An 18,511-nucleotide genomic window follows, 5' to 3' on the forward strand; every position below is an offset into this window, starting at 1 on the left:
TATGTCGTCTGTACGAACGTGCGTTGGATGCCGTTCGCGCTCCGCACGGAGTCAGCTCCTCAGGGTTGTGCTCCGTCAGGGAAGCCTCGAAGTCGATATCTCGGCGAGTCTTCCAGGGCGTGGAGCCTGGATCCATCCGACCGCGGAGTGCACCAGGCTAGCGATCGAGCGGCGCGCATTCTTGCGGGCCTTCAAGACCGGCACGGTGGACACCGAGGCGCTCAGCAGGCACGCGAGCACACTGGAGCAGGGCGAACGCACTGCTCCTACCACGAGAAAAGGCTGATCGGACCATGGACTAATCATGAGTGACTCACGATGAGGCACATCCGACTTTAATGGTCCGCTCCTGTTTGGGCGGGCCCCAGACAGGAGAAAAGTGGCAAAACCACGCGTACACGAAATCGCCAGCGAGATGGGCGTCGACTCGAAGACCGCCCTCAAGACTCTGCAGGACATGGGCGAGTTCGTTAAGAGCGCATCGTCGAGCGTCGAGCCCCCCGTGGCCCGTCGCCTTCGCGAGGCGCTGAAGACCAACGCAGCCGGTGGCACGCAGCCGCAGGCAGCGGCTCCCGCGGCATCGAAGCCAGGCGCCCCGCGTCCCGGTGGCGCGACGCCATCGAGCGTGCGCCCCGGCACGAAGCCCGGACCTTCCGCACCCTCGGCCCCGGCCGCACCAGCTGCTCCCGCTGCGGCGCAGAAGTCCTCCGGCTCCTCGGCTCCGACTCCCGGACCGAAGCGCAAGCCTGAGCCAGCACCCGCTCCGGCCGCGACAGAAGCTCCGGCTGCGGCCCCCGCACCCGCCGCTCCTGCAGCTCCCGCGGCTGAGGCCGGCGCACCGAAGCCGAACGCGCAGCGTCCCGCTGCACCCGGCGACCCCAAGCCTGCCCAGGCTGAGGGCGGCGCAAGCCCCTCGATCCCGCGCCCCCGCGGCCCACGCCCCGGACCCCGTCCGGGGAACAACCCCTTCGCTTCCAGCCAGGGGATGGGTCGTTCGCGACCCGGCAACAACCCATTCGCCTCGAACCAGGGCATGCGTCCGGGTGGCGGAGCCGGTGGCGGACCCCGTCCGGGCGGCGCAGGCGGACCCCGTCCTGCAGGTGCAGGCGGACCCCGTCCGGCAGCTCCGCGTCCCGGTCAGCCCCGCGTCCTGCCGGGTGCTCGTCCCGCGGGTGCGGGCCGGCCAGGCGGTCGTCCGGGCGCTGGTGGCGCTGGTGGCGGACGCCCAGGTGGCGCTCCAGGCGCCGGTGGCGGTTTCGCGCCGCGTCCAGGTGGCGGCGGAGGTCGCCCGGGCGGCGGCGGCCGCGGTCGCGGTTCGACGGCCGGAGCGTTCGGTCGTGGCGGCGGCAAGTCGAAGGCGCGCAAGTCCAAGCGGACGAAGCGGGCAGAATTCGAGATGAGGGAAGCCCCGAGCGTCGGCGGCGTCAAGGTTCGTCGCGGAGACGGCTCGACGCCGATCCGCCTGCGCCGCGGTGCCTCCATCTCGGACTTCGCTGAGAAGATCGACGCCAGCCCAGGCGACCTCGTGACGGTGCTGTTCCACCTCGGTGAGATGGCGACCGCAACGGAGTCGCTCGACGAGGCCACGTTCGAGGTCCTCGGCGAGGAGCTCGGCTACCGCATCCAGATCGTCAGCCCCGAAGACGAAGACCGCGAGCTCCTCGAGGGCTTCTCGATCGACCTCGACCAGGAAGCAGAGGACGAAGGAGACGACGTCCTCGAGATCCGCCCGCCCGTCGTCACGGTCATGGGTCACGTCGACCACGGTAAGACGCGCCTCCTCGACGCGATTCGCAACGCGAACGTCGTCGAAGGCGAAGCCGGTGGCATCACGCAGCACATCGGTGCGTACCAGGTCTGGCACGAGCACGAGGGCATCGAGCGCGCCATCACGTTCATCGACACGCCAGGTCACGAGGCCTTCACGGCCATGCGTGCCCGTGGTGCGCAGGTCACCGATATCGCGATCCTCGTGGTCGCGGCGGATGACGGCATCATGCCGCAGACAGTCGAGGCGCTCAACCACGCCCAGGCTGCCAACGTGCCGATCGTCGTCGCGGTCAACAAGGTCGACAAGGAAGACGCGAACCCGTCGAAGGTCCGCGCGCAGCTGACCGAGTACGGGCTCGTCGCCGAGGAGTTCGGCGGCGACACGATGTTCGTCGACGTCTCCGCTCGCAACAACCTCAACATCGACAGCCTCATCGAGGCCGTCCTCCTCACGGCTGACGCGGGTCTCGACCTTCGCGCCAACCCCAACAAGGAGGCGCGCGGTATCGCCATCGAGGCGAAGCTCGACAAGGGACGCGGTGCGGTTGCGACCGTCCTCATCCAGTCGGGAACGCTGCGCGTGGGTGACCCGATCGTCGCCGGAACGGCGTACGGCCGCGTCAGGGCCATGCTCGACGAGAACGGTCAGGTCGTCACCGAGGCTGAGCCATCGCGCCCAGTCCAGGTGCAGGGCCTCTCGAGCGTTCCTCGTGCAGGCGACACCTTCATCGTCACGGAAGAGGACCGCACCGCGCGTCAGATCGCCGAGAAGCGTGAAGCCGTCGAGCGCAACGCGAGCCTCGCGAAGTCCCGCAAGCGCATCAGCCTCGAGGACTTCACCCGTGCACTCGAAGAGGGCAAGGTCGAGTCGCTCAACCTCATCATCAAGGGTGACGTCTCCGGTGCCGTCGAGGCACTCGAGGAGTCGCTGCTCAAGATCGATGTGGATGACTCGGTGCAGCTGCGCATCATCCACCGCGGTGTCGGCGCCATCACGGAGTCCGACGTCAACCTCGCCACGGTCGACAACGCCATCATCATCGGCTTCAACGTGCGCCCCGACACGAAGGCGCGCGAGCGCGCCGCTCGTGAAGGCGTGGATGTCCGGTTCTACTCGGTCATCTACGGGGCGCTCGAGGACATCGAGAACTCGCTCAAGGGCATGCTCAAGCCCGAGTTCGAAGAGGTCCAGTCGGGTGTGGCCGAGATCCGCGAGGTGTTCCGTTCCTCCAAGTTCGGAAACATCGCCGGATGTATCGTCCGCAGCGGAACGATCACGAGGAACGCGACTGCTCGCGTCATCCGCGACGGCATCGTCATCGCGGACAACCTCGCGATCGACTCGCTCCGCCGGTTCAAGGACGACGTCACCGAGGTCCGCACGGACTTCGAGTGCGGTATCGGCCTCGGCAAGTACAACGACATCCAGATCGGCGACGAGATCGAGACGACTGAGCTCGTCGAGAAGCCGCGCGTCTAGCTGTCGACCGAGCTGCCGCGCTGACTGAAGCGCGGTGCGTACTCGGGGCGGGGTCCTGGCCAACCGGCCGGGGCCCCGCCTTCAGGTTCTCCGCAGTTTGAGACACCGCAGACACATTTGACTGTCTGCATCAGCACACGAGAAAGTAGCCATCATGGTCGATCATTCACGGGCACTGCGACTCGCAGACCGCATCAAGGTCATCGTCGCGAAGACCCTCGAGCGAGGCGTCAAGGACCCGCGGCTCGGGTTCGTCACGATCACGGACGTGCGCGTCACGGGTGACCTTCAGCACGCCACGATCTTCTACACGGTCTACGGCGACCAGAAGGAGCGCCGGGACACCGCGGCTGCGCTCAGGAGCGCGACCGGGATGCTGCGCACGGAAGTGGGCAAGAACATCACGTCGCGCCTGACCCCGAGCCTCGAATTCGTGCCGGATGCGATCCCCGAGAACGCCGACGCCATCGCAGCGCTGCTGCGGGAAGCGCACGAGCGCGACAGCGCATCCGCTGAGCAGGCCAAGGGTGCGAGCTACGCGGGCGACGCCGACCCGTACGAGAAGAAGGACGAGCCCGAGGGGGCCTGACGCTCCTCTGCTCGATGCCCCAGCGTTCGCCGGCGACTGCTCAGTCGCCGGCGAGCGCTATCTCCGCCGCTTCGCGTTCCACGATGAGTCCGTCGCTCTTCAGTGAGGCGATCGCACGCGTGAAGCGTTCTGCATCCGCACCGGAGGGGTCGAGGTGCTGCTGCAGGAACGCGATCTCCACGCCGCCTGGGATCGACCGGAGCTCTCGGAGCACCAGGCCGCGCATCTCTCGGTCGGAGCCGGCGAACGTCGCCTGACGCTTCCTCCCGACGGTGCTGGAGGCCGGCCGACCAGCTCGGAACCACGCGCACAGGCCCATGACGGGGCACTCTTCGCACTTCGGCCGCTTCGCCGTGCAGACGACGGCACCCAGCTCCATGGCGGCGGCGTTCCAGGCGTTCGCGGCGTCGGGATCCGCGGGGGAGACTGCTCGCATCTCTGCGGCATCGCGCACGGCAGACGGCCCCCACGGAGCCTCTACGCCCCCGAACACGCGAGCGAGGACCCGACGAACGTTGGTGTCGACGACCGGTTCGGGCACGCGATAGGCGAACGACATCACGGCTGACGCCGTGTAGGGGCCGACGCCTGGCAGCGCGAGCAGCTCCTCTCGTGTGCGAGGGACCGCGCCCGCGTGGTCTGCCACGATGGAGCGCGCGCAGGCGAGGAGCCAGAGGGCTCGCCGCGGGTAGCCGAGCCGATCCCAGAACCGGAGCACTTCGGCCTCGGATGCGCTTGCCATCGCGGCGGGCGTGGGCCAGCGGTCGATGAACTCGAGCCATTTCGGCTCCACTCGGGCCGCCTGGGTCTGCTGCAGCATCGTCTCGCTCACGAGAACGCCCCACGGCGTGGTCATGGGCAGGCGCCACGCGAGCGCTCGGTGGCCCCGGTCGAACCAGGCGTTGACGGCGGCCGTCACCGTCGAGCTGTGGACCGCGGAGGGGGAGAAGTGCGGGTGTCCTCGCTCGATCTCGTGGACGAGCCCCGCGAGGGCAGCGTTCACCGGGGCTGGCAGGCCGAGCGCGCGACCGTGGGCGACCACGGCTCCGTTGAGTGCGTCGATCTCTGTCGCCTCGCCGCGGCGGATGCTCTGCAGCGTCGAGGCGTAGTTCGGCGTCGGGCCGAACGCGGCGGACAGCTCGCGCGCCAATCGCTCGTTCCGGGCATTGGCGTCGCCGGGCTCGTGAGGCTGGGTGTTCGCGAGGGATACGAGCGCCGCGTCGAGCGGACCGACCTCGACGTGGTGTGCACCACTGGCCGCCGCGACGGCCAGCAGTTCGCCCATGCTCGCAGCCAGGACCCTCAGGAGGGCTGGGTCTCGACCCGCTTCCTGCACGCTGAGACCGGTGATGGCCGGGAGTGCGTTGACCTGGTTGATGAGGAGCTTGCTCCACAGCGCTGAGGCCAGGTCATCGGTGTACCGGGTCTCGATCGCGGAGGACAGATCCGATGCGAGCTGCGAGAGGCGCGCAGCATCGGCCCTGGACGCCGTTCCGAGCGTCAGCGATCCAGTCGCCGTCGCTCGGACTTCGTCGGACGAGGGCCTGTTCACGGCGAACGTGGCGAGCCCTCCCGCGACGAATCCCGTCGTGAGCGCGTGGGGGAGCGAGGTGAGCATCCGCTCGACGGTCGACGCGCCCTCGAGGCCGTTCTGCACGACGACCGTCACGGAGCGGGCCACCGCTTCGAGGTGCGGCTCGAGGGCGCGCACGGTGTCCTGAGCCTTGACGGCGACCAGGATGAGGTCGAACGCTCCGGACAGTGCTCGGCGCGTCGCGAGCTCTGCGCTGTGCGTGCCGAATGCGCCGGTGAGCGTGAGTCGTCGCCGGTCGGCGGCTGCTGCCGTCGCGTCCTGTCGCTCGACGAGCACGATCTCGTGCCCGGCTCGGTCCAGGAGGAGCGCCAGCGCGCCCCCGACCGCACCCGCGCCGATGACCGCAACCCGCATCTGTTCTCCTTCACGCGTGTAGAAGGGCGGCTGCCGGGGATATCCCGGCTCCGTCCGGTGGCCGGGAACGAGCCTACGGGCACCGTAGGATATTGGGGACATGACGACTCCATCTCTCGGCCCAAGCGGTGTCCTCCTCCTTGACAAGCCCCAGGGGCCGACGAGTCACACGCTCGTCGCGATGACGAGACGGGCGCTCGGGACGCGGAAGGTCGGCCATGCTGGCACGCTCGACCCGATGGCGACCGGACTCATGATCTTGGGCGTGGGCGGCGCCACGCGTCTCCTCACCTACTTCGTCGGCGACGACAAGGAGTACTTCGCGACGGTGCGACTGGGGGTGTCGACCAACACCGAGGACGCGGAGGGCGAGGTCACGGCCACTGCCGCTGCGTCCGCTGTCGCGGCGGTCACACCTGAGCGTGTCGAGGCGGCGATGTCCGCGCTTCGTGGGCCGATCAGCCAGATCCCCTCCGCGGTGAGTGCGATCAAGGTCGACGGGGTGCGTGCATACAAGCGCGTTCGCGACGGCGAGGCCGTGCAGCTCGCGGCCCGCGACGTGACGATCTCCGAGCTCGAGCTCCTCGCTTCGCGGTCGACGATCGCAGAAGAGCAGCCCGTCATCGACCTCGACATCCGAGTCTCCTGCTCGTCCGGCACCTACATCAGGGCCCTGGCACGAGACCTCGGCGCAGCACTCTCCACGGGCGCGCATCTGACGGCGCTCAGGCGCACGCGCGTCGGCGACTTCGGCATCGAGGATGCGGTCGCGCCTGACGCGGACGACCTGGGCGCGCGCCTTCTGGCGCCGGCGCAAGCTGCGCTCCGACGCTTCCGCGGGTTCGAGGCGACCGCCGAACAGGCTGCCGACCTCAGAAACGGCAAGAAGCTGCGCCTCGAAACGGGCGCCGACGACGGGTTGCTCGCCGCGATCGATCCGGACGGCGACCTCATCGGCATCGCCAGAGCCAAGGCCGGCGTGCTCAAGTCGGAGTTCAACATGCCGACGGAGGCCAAGGCGTGATCGACTGGTTCACCTGGATCCTCTGCCTCGTGAGCGCCGCCGCCGGTGTCTTCTGCCTCATCGCGGGCGCCGCTGGCCGCAAGCCCGGTGACGTGACGGTCGGCGCCGTCGCGCTCGTGGAGCTCCTGCTCGTGGTGCAGCTCGTCATCGCGCTCATCGCGCCCGCCACGGGGAACGCGCCGGTCGGGGACGCCCTCGAGTTCTGGATGTACTGGGTCGTGGCGGTCATCATCCCGCCCGCCGCGGTCTTCTGGGGTCTCGTCGAGCGCACGAGGTGGTCGACCGTGATCCTCGGCATCGCCGCCCTCACCGTCGGCGTGATGGTCTTCAGGATGCACCAGATCTGGATCGGCGCCAGCCCGTTCATCGGGGCACCGGCGTGAGCCGAGCGGAGCGCGAGCCCAGCAGCGACGGCGGGTACCAGGGTGCGAGGGGTGCAGGTCGCGTGCTGGTCGTGGTCTACGCAGTCCTCGCGCTGGCGTCGATCGGCAGGAGCTCGTATCAGCTGCTCTCCAAGTTCGGGGAGGCGCCTCTCGCCTACTCGCTGTCCGCTGCAGCCGCGCTGGTGTACCTGCTCGCCACGATCGCGCTCGTCAGGCGGGGGCGCGTGTGGAACCGAATCGCCTGGTGCACGATCGTCTTCGAGCTCGTCGGCGTTCTCGTGGTCGGGTCGCTGACGGAGTTCCACCCGGAACTGTTCCCCTCCGACACCGTCTGGTCGGACTTCGGGGTGGGCTACGCGTATATTCCTCTTGTGCTCCCGATCCTCGGCATCGCGTGGCTCGAGACGGGACGATCGAGACGAAAGAGGGAACGTGCGGCTGTTCACTGACCTGGCTGAGCTGCCAGCCGAGCTGGCGCCGAGTGCCATCACCGTCGGCAAGTTCGACGGCGTGCACCGCGGCCACCGCTGGCTGCTCTCGCGTCTCGTCGACGAGGCCTCCGCACGCGGCCTGGAGCCGGTCGCGGTCACCTTCGATCGCCATCCGCTCTCGCTCATCACGCCGGGAGTCGAACCAGAGCCGATCACGTCGCTCGGCCAGAAGATCGACCTGCTCGCCGAGACCGGCTTGGGTTCGACGATCGTGCTGCCGTTCGACGACACCCTCGCTGGCATGAGTCCGGAGGCGTTCGTCCGTGATCTGCTCGTGGGCACACTCCGGATGCGGCTCATCGTCGTCGGACAGGACTTCCGTTTCGGTGCGAAGGGTGCCGGTGACGTCGCACTGCTGCGAGAGCTCGCCGCCAGCTGCGGATTCGAGATCGTCATCGCCGACGACGAGATGGCGGAGGACGAGCGCTCGCACGCCGAACGCCGCGCATCCTCGACCTGGGTTCGTGAGCTCCTCGCCGCCGGTGAGGTCCGTGCGGCCGCCGAAGTGCTCGGACACAACCACACCGTGACCGGAGAGGTCGTGCACGGCGCGAAGCGCGGGCGGGAGCTCGGCTTCCCGACGGCGAACCTGTCGCCGGAACTCGAGGGCCTCATTCCAGCGGACGGGGTGTACGCGGGCTGGTTCAGGGGCGGGGATCTCAGCGCTCCGGCGGCCATCTCCATCGGCAACAACCCCACCTTCGACGGGGTGCCCCGCAAGCAGGTCGAGGCGCACCTCATCGGCGAGACCGTCGACCTGTACGGGCTGATCGCCCGCGTGGAGTTCGTCGAGCGGATACGCGGCATGGAGAAATTCGACAGCATCGAGGCGCTCAAGGAGCGCATGAGCCTCGATGTCGTCGAGGCGGCGGAGACGCTCGGCGGCAGCTACGCCGTCTGAACCGCGCGGGCGGTGGTTGTCGTCCGATCATCGGCCCCCGCCGCCGACAAGCCTCACGGTCTCAGCGCGGGCACCGTCGGACGTGCCTAGTCGTCGAGCTGCACGCTGCGCCCGAAGAGCTTGAGCACGAGCTGCGCCGCGGTCCCCTCGACCACAGGTCCCTTGTCGCCGATCTGCCACCGCGCATCCGTCGCCCTGAGCCGGTTGCGCTTCGCGAGGGAGGCAGCCGAGCTGAGCGGCACCCGCGTGCGCACGAGGGCGACGGCGCTCGTCGACCGTGGGCTGAGGCGGATGCGCAGACCGAGCGCCTCGGTCATGTCGTAGGTGTGCACGACCGCTTCGGTGAGCTCGGAGATCCCGGCTCGTGTCTGGGAGACGACCTTCGTGGCGGCGATGGAGCGGATGCGGGCGACGAGTTCCTCGGTCGGAGCCGCACCCTCGCGCTTCGCGATGTCGTCCAGGTAGGCATCGACCCGCAGCCCCTTGCGCAGGACGCCCTTGGACGCTTCACGCATGAGTGAGGACGTGGGGGAGCCGAGTCTCCAGGCGAGGTGTCCGGCAACGTCGCGGACGCTCCAGCCGTCGCACTTGCTCGGAGACTCCCACTGTTCGGGCGTCAACCCTGCGAGCAGCGTGGCGGTGCGGTCGAGCGTCGTCGCGATGTGAGCGCTCCAGTCGCCTGCGACCCGCTTCGACGGCGTGAAGTACGGCCGGTCGGGATCTGGGAAAGGGCGTTGTGGCACCTGACGATTATCGCACCCGTGCAGAGTCTGTGCGGGGCAACGACACGTCGTTCCCGAGTCGAAACCTGCGGGTCGCCTGGCGTACACTGTCAACGCTGGTGTCTGAGGGAATCTGAACTCTCCTCGAGACCTGCATGACATCCGGGAGCTCGTCACTCGAGTGGGCCGACGCCCGCCTCACTGCCGGTCGCCGCGTTCGGCACCGATGCTGCGACCTCCGCCCGGCTCAACTTCCCGATCCCTGCCACGTTGCATAAGGAGGGGCATGTCTCGTAGGACACGCGCCCAAGCCGGCGGTCGCGCCGGCGTTCACACGGCGCCACGCCACCGTAAGCCCGTCGACAACACCGGCGTCATCCCTCAGCTCGCCAAGGCGGCGAGGGAGGTCGAGGCCTCCGCCCAGCGAGGCAAGGTCTCGCCGTCGAACCGCACGAAGTTCCAGGTCATCGCATTGCTGATGCGCGAAGAGCGCGCGAAGGCGAAGGAGTCGACGGAGCTCAGCGAGCACGACCGGGCCGAAGCGCTCAAGCGTCTCGACGGTCTCGCCTCGATCCTCGCGAAGACCGCTGCTCGGGACACGTCGCTCATCAGCCTGCTCGAACCGGGCGCTCCCGTCAGCGAGGCCGCGAAGGCGCTTCGCAAGCAGATGCTCTTCGCCGGCGGCATCGAGATGGTCGTCGACGAGCAGCCGGAACCCGAGGCCCAGGCGGAGAAGCTGCCGCCGGAGATCGCGCAGCGTCAGGTCCTCCCCGGGTCCGTCAAGGCTCGGACGCGCTCCAACCCGTTCCTCGCTCCCGTGCTCACCAGTGTGAACACGACGACGCCGCACTACTCCCGCCTCTCCAACTGGGAGCTGCTCGGACCGCTGCTCCGTGCCTTCGAGACCGGTGCGGGCGGCAACGCGGCTTCGATGGAGTTGCCTCCCGCCCCCCGGTGGGACCGCATCTCCCCGCCAGGGCAGGAGCTCATGGATCACCAGGCGCGGCTCCTCGCGAGCGTCGCGGAGGGGCACAGGGCGTACCTGCTCGCGGACGAGCCAGGACTGGGCAAGACCGCGCAGGCGCTCCTCGCTGCGTCGGTCGCCGACGCGTATCCGCTGCTGTGCGTCGTCCCGAACGTCGTGAAGACGAACTGGGCACGCGAGGTCCAGCGCTGGACCCCGAACCGCCGCGTCACCGTCATCTCCGGTGACGGCCAGGGCATCGACGCCTTCGCAGACGTGTTCGTCGTGAACTACGAGATCCTCGACCGCCACCTGGGTTGGCTCACCTCCCTCGGGTTCAAGGGCATGGTGCTCGACGAGGCGCACTTCATCAAGAACCTGCAGTCACAGCGATCGCGGTTGGTCATGCAGCTTGCGACGAGCATCCGCTCGCGCGTTCCAGGCGCAGACCCGCTGCTCATGGCGCTGACGGGCACGCCGCTCATCAACGACGTGGACGACTTCAAGGCCATCTGGCAGTTCCTCGGCTGGCTCGAGGGCGATCGTCCCTCGCAGCTGCTCCTTGATCGCCTGGACGAGACGGGACTCGTGCCGAGCGACCCCGGCTTCCTCGCCGCCGCGCGGCAGACGGTCATCGACCTCGGCATCGTGCGCAGGAGGAAGATCGACGTCGCAGCAGACCTTCCCGCGAAGCGAGTCGTCGACATGCCCGTCGAGCTCGACTCCGACGAAGGCCGGAGCATCCGAGCCGCGGAGGCGGCGCTCGTCGCCCGTCTTCTGGAGCGCTACCGCCGGATGGCGTCGGCGGCGGGTCTCGAACCCGGCGTCGTCGACCTCGATCGGGTGCGGATGATCGCGCGACAGGAAGTCGAGGAGTCCAAGGCCTCCTCGACCGGAGCGAGCATCTTCACCATGCTCCGCACCATCGGTGCAGCGAAGGCCCGCCTCGCGGCGGAGTACGCGGGGCAGATCGCGCGTTCGGCCGGCAAGGTCGTGTTCTTCGCGAAGCACATCGAGGTCATGGACGCGGCCGAGCGCACCTTCGCCGAGAACGAGATCTCATCCGTCTCCATCCGCGGCGACCAGTCGCCAGCGGCGCGGCAGGCTGCGATCGATGCCTTCCAGAACGACCCGAGCGTGCAGGTCGTCGTCTGCTCGCTCCTCGCCGCCGGTGTCGGCCTCAACCTGCAGGCCGCGTCCGACGTGGTGCTCGCCGAGCTGAGCTGGACCGCTGCCGAGCAGACCCAGGCCATCGACCGCGTGCACCGCATCGGTCAGGAAGAGCCGGTCACGGCGTGGCGCATCGTCGCCGCCCAGACCATCGATGCCCGCATCGCCGAGCTGATCGACGACAAGCAGGGCCTCGCGCTGCGGGCGCTCGAGGGCATCGACACCGGTGAGCAGTCCGCCGACAGCATCCAGGTGGATGCGCTGGCGAGTCTCCTCGAAGCGGCGATCCGGGGAGCGCGCCGGCAGTAGGCTGAGGTCAGCGCGGAAACCCAGACGACGAAGTTGGAGGACCATCAGGTCATGTCAGAAACGCAGGAATTCCGTGTCGAACGCGACTCGCTCGGCGAGATGCGGATCCCCGCAGGTGCCTACTGGGGCGTGAACACCGCGCGTGCCCTCGAGAACTTCTCGATCAGCCGACGACAGATCAGCGTGTACCCGGACTTCATCGTGGCCTACGCGCAGGTCAAGCAGGCGGCCGCGCGCGCGAACCTCGAGATCGGCGTGCTCGACCAGGAGCGCTCGTGGCTCATCGACCGCGCCTGCCAGGACATCATCGACGGCAAGCTCCATGAGGAGTTCGTCGTCGGCGTCATCCAGGGCGGCGCGGGCACGAGTACCAACATGAACGTGAACGAGGTCATCGCCAACCGAGCGCTCGAGCTCGCCGGCCGGCCGTTCGGGGACTACGAGTTCCTCTCGCCGAACGACCACGTCAACCGCTCGCAGTCGACCAACGACACGTACCCGAGCGCCGTGAAGGTCGCGCTCGTGCACGCCACGGAGCGGCTCATCGACGAGTTCACGCTTCTGCAGAACGCGTTCCGCGTCAAGGGAAGCGAGTTCAAGCACATCCTGAAGATCGGTCGCACGCAGCTGCAGGATGCGGTGCCGATGACGCTCGGCCAGGAGTTCAGCGGCTTCTCGACGACGATCGGCGAGGACATCGAGCGCCTGCGGGACGTGCTGCCGCTGCTCCTCGAGCTCAACCTCGGTGCGACGGCGATCGGCACGGGCATCACGGCGGAGGCGAGCTACGCATCCGCTGTCATGCGACAGCTCCGCAAGATCACCGGCTACAACGACCTGCAGACGGCGCACGACCTCATCGAGGCCACGAGCGACACGGGCGTCTTCATGTCGCTCTCGAGCGTCATCAAGCGCACGGCGATGAAGCTCTCCAAGATCTGCAACGACCTGCGACTGCTGTCGTCCGGCCCGCAGGCGGGTCTCGGCGAGATCAACCTGCCTGCCCGCCAGGCGGGTTCGTCGATCATGCCTGGAAAGGTCAACCCGGTCATTCCTGAGGCGGTCAACCAGGTCGCCTTCGTCATCGCTGGCGCCGACGTGACGATCTCCATGGCCTCTGAGGCCGGCCAGCTGCAGCTCAACGCGTTCGAGCCCGTCATGCTGCACACCCTCATGCAGAACTCGGCGTGGCTGCGCCGCGCCGCTCGCACCCTCCGGGTGAACTGCATCGACGGCATCACCGCCAACGAGGAGCTTCTCGAGTCACGTGTCTCGAGCTCCGTCGGTGTCGTCACGGCCCTGACGCCGTACATCGGCTACTCGGAGGCCTCGAAGCTCGCGAAGGAGGCCCTCAACACGAAGGCCACCATCGCGGACCTCGTCGTCGAGCGGGGGCTCCTCAGCCGCGAAGAGGTCACGAGCATCCTCTCGCCTGAGCGCCTCTCCGGCATCCAGGCGGTGACGAGCGCGATCCCCATCATCACGCAGGCGCAGGCCATGGCGCTCGAGGACAGCCTCGACCGAGCTGACCTGCGCGACTTCTCGTAGCGTCAGCCCGTCGTTCGCGAGACGAGCGTCTCGCAACCAGTTCGGCCCCGCCGGTGCACGTGCACCGGCGGGGCCGAACCGGTCAGGCGTGGACGGGTCAGGTGGACGGCTTCTCGTCCGATGCCGCAGGCGCATCGTCGACGCGAGCCGCGTGGCGGGGCGACGCCGTCTCAGTGGGGGAGACCATGGCGTCCGCGTCATCGTCCTCGAAGGTCTCGAGCACGTCCTCGCGGGCCTGGCCGGCACGCACGAGTGTCTGCACCTGGGACTCGATGCTCTTCTCGACTTCCTCCTCGACCCGACGCTTCACGTCGTCGAACCCATCGTCGACTCGCTTGCGCATGTCCTCGAGCTGCTCGTCCACGCGCCGGCGCATGTCCTCGAGCTGGGTGTCGCTGCGTCGCCGCAGATCCTCGGCCGAGACCGTCATGCGCTCGGCGAACGCCTTGGACTTGCCGCCGATGTCCTTCGCGACCTCTTCCGCATGCACTCGACTCGTGCTGATACCAGCGATGAAGCCGACAGTGGCACCGAGAAGGAATCCGAGACGCATCATGTGTCCCAATCTACCGTGCGACTGCCGCCGCCGACTGGTCGTTCGCTCGACGCGCCCCGCCTTGGCTAAGCTGACCGCAGCGTGCAGACGAGACGGGGCGACCCGCGCGCGCCGCGATCCCGGCAGCCCCCGATCCAGACACCCACCCAACGCACGGAGGACCATCGATGAGCAGTGCCACGTCCGTCGCGCCGAAGAAGCGTCGGAGGCTGACGCGGGGCAGGCTCACCTGGCTGCTGCTGCTCGGCTTCGCCGTCCTGCTCTCCGTCGGCGTCGTCGCCTGGCTCTTCAGCGAGCTGCGCTTCGCGGCCCTCACCATGGCCATCCCAGCCCTCGTGCCGCTCGGCCTCGTGCTCGCCGCGGTCTGGTGGCTCGACCGGTGGGAGCCGGAGCCCCGCATCCTGCTCGCCTTCGGGCTCTTCTGGGGAGCAGGCGCATCCGTCGTCGGCACCCTCGTGACGGGCGGGATGATGCTCGACGTCGCGAGGTCCTACCTGTCGACCGAAGGCGACGTCAGCAAGTTCTCCGTGCTGATCCAGGCGCCCATCTCCGAGGAGGCCATCAAGGCCGTCGGGCTGTTCCTCATCCTGGTGTTCGCGAGGCGACACTTCGACAGCCCGCTCGATGGCTTCAGCTACGCCGCAGTCATCGGGGCGGGCTTCGCCTTCACCGAGAACATCATCTACTTCTCGCAGGCAGCCGACTCCGCCGCGGGCTTCGCATCCACGTTCATCGTGCGCGGCATCCTCTCGCCATTCGCGCACGCCCTCTTCACGGGCATCACCGGGATGGCGATCGGCTGGGGAGCGCGCCGCGGCGGATGGATGCGCCCCGTCCTCATGGGGCTCGGCGGCCTGGTCATCGCGATCCTCGCGCATGCCTTCTGGAACGGCGGCAGCCTGCTCATCCTGCCGCTCCTCGGCGTCGACCCCACGAACCAGTTCGGATGGCTCATCTTCTACCTCGTCGTCCAGCTGCCCATCTTCCTGCTGCTGGCCTGGCTTCTCGTGAAGCTGCACGACCGCGACCGGCTCATCATCGTCGACCGGCTCGGCGAGTACGCAGACGCCGGCTGGTTCACGACCTCGGAGGTCGCCATGATCGGGGACTGGAGCGCACGGGAGCAGGCATTCGCCTGGGCCAAGTCGGTGAGCCCCGAGGCGGACCGCGCGATGCGTGGTTTCGTGCAGGACTCGTCACGCCTGGCCTTCGCCCGCGAACACGCGCGTGTCAACAAGCGCGATCCGAACCGACGGGTCGTGGAGAAGCGGATGCTCGACCGCGTCAAGGAGCACCGCTCGCAGCTCGCCGCGTTCGGCGCCGCCGGAACCAGGTCGGCCGCCTCGTGACCGCGCCTCAGCCACAGCAGGGCGCCTGGTCGGCACCCGGCGCGCAGCGTCAGCTCGACCCGCAGTTCGCGCTCCCACAGCCCCCGACCAGGGGCGAGCTCGCGATGCGCATCACCACGATCGTCGTGATGAGCCTGGCGGCGCTCATCATCGCCGTCGTCCTCTTCCTCGCCTACCTCGGCAGCAGCGACGTCGTGCTCCTCGGCAGCGTCCTCGCGGCCCTCATCCCGCTCTTCGTCGTGTGGATGGTCGTCTGGCTCATCGACCGCTGGGAGCCGGAGCCGCGCATCCTGCTCATCGGAGCGGTGTTCTGGGGTGGCGGCATCGCGGTCGGCGGTGCGCTCCTCACCGGTCTGGTGCGCGAAGCCCTGCTGCCCGGCGCGCTCCCAGCATGGTGGGGACCGTCCGTCGAGGCTCCCGTCGGCGAGGAAATCTGGAAGGGCCTCGGCCTCATCGTCATCTACGCGGTGGCACGGCGTCACTTCAACGGACCGACGGACGGTCTCGTCTACGGTGCGCTGCTCGGTGCCGGGTTCGCCTTCACCGAGAACATCCTCTACTTCTCGTCGATGTGGCAGGAGGCAGGCGTCGGCGGGTTCGTGGCCCAGTACTTCATCCGCGGCATAGCCCTCCCGCTCCTGCACCCGATGTGCGTCTCCCTCACGGGAATCGGCATGGGCATCGGCGCACGCCGGGGAGGCTGGGGATCCGCGCTCGGCGGCTTCGCGCTCGGCCTGATTCCCGCCATGGGACTCCACGCGCTGTGGAACGTGGGCTCCGGGCTCGTGCAGCAATCCGCCGGCATCCTCGGTCTCATCCTGTTCTTCGCCGTCGTGATGGTGCCCATCTTCATCGCCTGGATCGTGACGATCTTCCTGCTGCGGAGGAGAGACGCGCGCATCATCGTCGAGCGTCTCTCCGAATACGCGGCCGTCGGCTGGTACTCGCCGGCGGAGATCAGGATGCTCTCGACCATGCGGGGCAGGTCGAGCGCACGCGCCTGGGCGCGACGTTCGGGGAAGCGCGCGGACAAGGCCATGCGGGACTTCATCACGGAGTCCACGCGTCTTGCCAGCGTGCGCCATCAGGTTGTCCTCGACCCGAGTCGGACCAGCAAGCTCTTGGACGAGCGCCTCCTGCTGCGCCGTCTGGGCGAGCTTCGCGGCGAGCTCATCCAGGCGCAGGCGCGGCCTCACGGCGCGTCATCCGGGACTCGTCCAGGCTCCGGCGCTTGGATGTAGGACATGACAAACACTGATCGCACCAAGCCAGAAGTCGACTTCCCAGGTGGAGAGGCACCAGCAGAGCTGGTCATCGAAGACATCATCGTGGGCGACGGGGCTGTCGCGGAACCGTCATCGACGGTCGACGTGCACTACCTCGGCGTCGAATTCGAGTCGGGGGAGGAGTTCGACTCCTCGTGGAACCGTGGCGAGTCGGTCAACTTCCCGCTCAAGGCGCTCGTTCGCGGCTGGCAGGAGGGCATCCCCGGCATGCAGGTCGGCGGGCGTCGCAAGCTCGTGCTCCCACCCCACCTCGCCTACGGCGCGGCAGGCGGAGGCCACCCGCTGTCAGGCAAGACGCTTGTCTTCATCATCGACCTGCTCGGTGTGAGCTGAGCCGTCGAACCTGATATGCTCTTTCGGTTGCCGTGAAACGGCCGCGGATCAAGAGAGCTCGCACACTGTGTGCTGAGCGCCGCGCAACGAAAGAGAAGGGGGTCTGTCAATGGCACTAAGCGCTGAGGGCAAGAAGGCCATCATCGAAGAGTACGCAACGCACCCGGGTGATACTGGCTCCCCTGAAGTTCAGGTTGCCATCCTCTCCACGCGAATCAAGGAGCTCACCGAGCACCTCAAGGAGCACAAGCACGACCACCACTCGCGTCGTGGTCTCCTGCTGCTTGTGGGTCAGCGTCGTCGTCTGCTCGGCTACCTCGCCGACGTCGACATCGCGCGTTACCGTTCGCTCATCGGACGACTCGGCCTCCGCCGCTAAGCACTTGCTGCGAAGAGCCCCTGCCGTCGGCAGGGGCTCTTTTCGCGTTCGCAGCGCGGGACGAGTGCGACGCGGATCGACCGCTGCCGCGGTGACCGCGCGCTGAGGCGCGACTAGGCTGTCGTCATGGCAGCCTCTCGCACCCCAGCTCAGCACCAGGCAGGTTCAAAGGGCCAGGCAAAGACCGCATCCGACGGCGACGGAGCCCTCGACGATGCACGCAAGTCTGCCGACGGCTCGAACGGTCGCTCTCGCAGGGCCACCCAAGGGGCTCAGACCGCCTACCGCCTGAACCGGGCGGGTATCCCGGACACGACGCCCGAGATCGACGAGCTCGCCGAGCTGCGGGACGAGGACCCGCTCGGCGAGGCCTGGCGGCACGGCTACCCGTACGACACGAAGCTCCCGCGCAAGGAGTACGAGAAGCAGAAGCGCGCGCTGCAGATCGAGCTGCTCAAGCTCCAGACCTGGGTCAAGGAGACCGGCCAGAAGGTCGTCATCATCTTCGAGGGCCGCGATGCCGCCGGGAAAGGCGGGGCGATCAAGCGCTTCATGGAGCACCTGAACCCCCGGGGCGCCCGAACCGTCGCGCTCGAGAAGCCGACGGAGAAGGAGCAGTCGCAGTGGTACTTCCAGCGGTACGTCGAGCACCTGCCCTCCGGTGGTGAGATCGTGCTGCTCGACCGATCCTGGTACAACCGCGCGGGCGTCGAGCGCGTCATGGGCTACTGCACGCCGACGGAGTACCTCGAGTTCACCCGCTCGGCTCCCGAGTTCGAGCGGATGCTCGTCAACTCCGGCACGACCATCATCAAGTTCTGGTTCTCCGTCGGTCGGGCTGAGCAGCTCGCGCGCTTCGCTGCCCGCAGGGACGACCCGGTGCGACAGTGGAAGCTGAGCCCGACCGACCTCGCCTCCCTCGACAAGTGGGACGAGTACAGCGAGGCCAAGGAGGCGATGTTCTTCTACACCGACACCGCGGAGTCTCCGTGGACGGTCGTCAAGTCGAACGACAAGAAGCGGGCGAGGCTCGAGGCCATGCGCTACGTCCTCTCGCAGTTCGACTACCCGTCGAAGGACGAGAGCGTCGCGCACGCAGCCGACCGGAAGATCGTCGGCTCGCCGAGCAAGCTCTACGACGAGGGGGAGAAGCCGACCGGCGAGTTCCCGCTCGTCAAGGAGCTGCCCCGAGCATCGCGCAAGAAGTAAGAGGGCCACGTCCACAGCGTTTCGGGGCCCGTCGGCAATCGCCGCACGGGTTCCAGCTGCTCGGCGCACTCCGCTGGTAGAGTCGGTGTCGCAATCACTC

General features: G+C 68.2%; 17 protein-coding genes. 14 read left to right on the plus strand and 3 right to left on the minus strand.

The features are described from left to right. Position 1: 1 nt before the first annotated feature. From F8O03_RS05550 to rbfA, 3 genes are all read left to right on the plus strand, one after another. A complete protein-coding gene (locus F8O03_RS05550) occupies positions 2-286 on the plus strand; it encodes a YlxR family protein (RefSeq protein WP_104312130.1) in 285 nt (94 codons plus the stop codon). Between the two features lie 93 nt (positions 287-379). Further along, entirely contained in the window at positions 380-3,250 is a 2,871-nt protein-coding gene (gene infB, locus F8O03_RS05555) for a translation initiation factor IF-2 (RefSeq protein ID WP_151422929.1), read from the plus strand. Between the two features lie 154 nt (positions 3,251-3,404). Then, positions 3,405-3,839 carry a 30S ribosome-binding factor RbfA gene (gene rbfA / locus F8O03_RS05560; protein WP_151422930.1) on the plus strand — a complete coding sequence of 145 codons (435 nt, stop codon included), beginning with the start codon at positions 3,405-3,407 and terminating at the stop codon, positions 3,837-3,839. Between the two features lie 40 nt (positions 3,840-3,879). On the opposite strand, the gene F8O03_RS05565 is transcribed toward rbfA, so the two are convergent. Continuing rightward, on the minus strand, positions 3,880-5,787 hold the full coding sequence (locus F8O03_RS05565) for a 2-dehydropantoate 2-reductase (protein WP_167516485.1): 1,908 nt from the start codon (positions 5,785-5,787) through the stop codon (positions 3,880-3,882). Positions 5,788-5,887: 100 nt separating this feature from the next. Between F8O03_RS05565 and truB the strand changes: the two genes are divergently transcribed. Genes truB through F8O03_RS05585 form a run of 4 tightly spaced genes read left to right on the plus strand, consistent with a single transcriptional unit; the run spans position 5,888 to position 8,586 of the window. Beyond that, entirely contained in the window at positions 5,888-6,811 is a 924-nt protein-coding gene (gene truB, locus F8O03_RS05570; RefSeq protein WP_151422932.1) for a tRNA pseudouridine(55) synthase TruB, read from the plus strand. Continuing rightward, the gene (locus F8O03_RS05575; protein ID WP_104253457.1) at positions 6,808-7,194 is read left to right on the plus strand and encodes a hypothetical protein; all 387 of its coding nucleotides are present in this window, start codon (positions 6,808-6,810) and stop codon (positions 7,192-7,194) included. Before truB ends, F8O03_RS05575 begins: the two co-directional genes overlap by 4 nt. Further along, on the plus strand, positions 7,191-7,643 hold the full coding sequence (locus F8O03_RS05580; RefSeq protein ID WP_151422933.1) for a hypothetical protein: 453 nt from the start codon (positions 7,191-7,193) through the stop codon (positions 7,641-7,643). The genes F8O03_RS05575 and F8O03_RS05580 overlap by 4 nt, the downstream gene beginning before the upstream one ends. After that, the gene (locus F8O03_RS05585; RefSeq protein ID WP_151422934.1) at positions 7,627-8,586 is read left to right on the plus strand and encodes a bifunctional riboflavin kinase/FAD synthetase; all 960 of its coding nucleotides are present in this window, start codon (positions 7,627-7,629) and stop codon (positions 8,584-8,586) included. Before F8O03_RS05580 ends, F8O03_RS05585 begins: the two co-directional genes overlap by 17 nt. An 86-nt stretch (positions 8,587-8,672) precedes the next feature. Here F8O03_RS05585 and F8O03_RS05590 read toward each other — a convergent pair whose 3' ends face one another. After that, a complete protein-coding gene (locus F8O03_RS05590; RefSeq protein WP_167516486.1) occupies positions 8,673-9,329 on the minus strand; it encodes a maleylpyruvate isomerase family mycothiol-dependent enzyme in 657 nt (218 codons plus the stop codon). 265 nt (positions 9,330-9,594) lie between these two features. On the opposite strand from F8O03_RS05590, the gene F8O03_RS05595 reads away from it, so the two are divergent. Next, the gene (locus tag F8O03_RS05595; RefSeq protein ID WP_151422936.1) at positions 9,595-11,751 is read left to right on the plus strand and encodes a DEAD/DEAH box helicase; all 2,157 of its coding nucleotides are present in this window, start codon (positions 9,595-9,597) and stop codon (positions 11,749-11,751) included. Between the two features lie 51 nt (positions 11,752-11,802). After that, complete coding sequence (locus tag F8O03_RS05600) at positions 11,803-13,299, plus strand: aspartate ammonia-lyase (RefSeq protein ID WP_104253452.1); 1,497 nt, start codon at positions 11,803-11,805, stop codon at positions 13,297-13,299. Positions 13,300-13,396: 97 nt separating this feature from the next. On the opposite strand, the gene F8O03_RS05605 is transcribed toward F8O03_RS05600, so the two are convergent. Continuing rightward, complete coding sequence (locus tag F8O03_RS05605; RefSeq protein WP_104253451.1) at positions 13,397-13,855, minus strand: hypothetical protein; 459 nt, start codon at positions 13,853-13,855, stop codon at positions 13,397-13,399. Between the two features lie 167 nt (positions 13,856-14,022). Here F8O03_RS05605 and F8O03_RS05610 point away from each other — a divergent pair, with 167 nt between their 5' ends. The 5 genes from F8O03_RS05610 to ppk2 all read left to right on the plus strand — a co-directional run bounded on the left by F8O03_RS05610 (position 14,023) and on the right by ppk2 (position 18,411). Further along, positions 14,023-15,204: a PrsW family intramembrane metalloprotease gene (locus F8O03_RS05610; RefSeq protein WP_151422937.1), complete on the plus strand. Its 1,182-nt coding sequence runs from the start codon at positions 14,023-14,025 to the stop codon at positions 15,202-15,204. Beyond that, entirely contained in the window at positions 15,201-16,445 is a 1,245-nt protein-coding gene (locus F8O03_RS05615) for a PrsW family intramembrane metalloprotease (RefSeq protein WP_167516487.1), read from the plus strand. The genes F8O03_RS05610 and F8O03_RS05615 overlap by 4 nt, the downstream gene beginning before the upstream one ends. Positions 16,446-16,448: 3 nt before the next feature. Then, positions 16,449-16,823, plus strand: a complete 375-nt coding sequence (locus tag F8O03_RS05620) for an FKBP-type peptidyl-prolyl cis-trans isomerase (protein ID WP_068480291.1) — start codon at positions 16,449-16,451, stop codon at positions 16,821-16,823. 109 nt (positions 16,824-16,932) lie between these two features. Continuing rightward, the gene (rpsO, locus tag F8O03_RS05625) at positions 16,933-17,202 is read left to right on the plus strand and encodes a 30S ribosomal protein S15 (RefSeq protein ID WP_104253448.1); all 270 of its coding nucleotides are present in this window, start codon (positions 16,933-16,935) and stop codon (positions 17,200-17,202) included. 126 nt (positions 17,203-17,328) lie between these two features. Continuing rightward, on the plus strand, positions 17,329-18,411 hold the full coding sequence (ppk2, locus tag F8O03_RS05630; protein ID WP_151422939.1) for a polyphosphate kinase 2: 1,083 nt from the start codon (positions 17,329-17,331) through the stop codon (positions 18,409-18,411). The last annotated feature ends 100 nt before the right edge of the window (positions 18,412-18,511 follow it).

The sequence above is a fragment of the Pseudoclavibacter terrae genome (assembly GCF_008831075.1).
Lineage (GTDB): Bacteria > Actinomycetota > Actinomycetes > Actinomycetales > Microbacteriaceae > Pseudoclavibacter > Pseudoclavibacter terrae.

Coding starts and splice junctions, on each gene's coding strand:
- F8O03_RS05550 (WP_104312130.1), top strand. CDS start 2: ATGTCGTCTGTACGAACGTGCGTTGGATGCCGTTCGCGCTCCGCACGG.
- rbfA (WP_151422930.1), top strand. CDS start 3,405: ATGGTCGATCATTCACGGGCACTGCGACTCGCAGACCGCATCAAGGTC.
- F8O03_RS05565 (WP_167516485.1), bottom strand. CDS start 5,787: ATGCGGGTTGCGGTCATCGGCGCGGGTGCGGTCGGGGGCGCGCTGGCG.
- truB (WP_151422932.1), top strand. CDS start 5,888: ATGACGACTCCATCTCTCGGCCCAAGCGGTGTCCTCCTCCTTGACAAG.
- F8O03_RS05595 (WP_151422936.1), top strand. CDS start 9,595: ATGTCTCGTAGGACACGCGCCCAAGCCGGCGGTCGCGCCGGCGTTCAC.
- F8O03_RS05600 (WP_104253452.1), top strand. CDS start 11,803: ATGTCAGAAACGCAGGAATTCCGTGTCGAACGCGACTCGCTCGGCGAG.
- F8O03_RS05605 (WP_104253451.1), bottom strand. CDS start 13,855: ATGATGCGTCTCGGATTCCTTCTCGGTGCCACTGTCGGCTTCATCGCT.
- F8O03_RS05610 (WP_151422937.1), top strand. CDS start 14,023: ATGAGCAGTGCCACGTCCGTCGCGCCGAAGAAGCGTCGGAGGCTGACG.
- F8O03_RS05620 (WP_068480291.1), top strand. CDS start 16,449: ATGACAAACACTGATCGCACCAAGCCAGAAGTCGACTTCCCAGGTGGA.
- rpsO (WP_104253448.1), top strand. CDS start 16,933: ATGGCACTAAGCGCTGAGGGCAAGAAGGCCATCATCGAAGAGTACGCA.
- ppk2 (WP_151422939.1), top strand. CDS start 17,329: ATGGCAGCCTCTCGCACCCCAGCTCAGCACCAGGCAGGTTCAAAGGGC.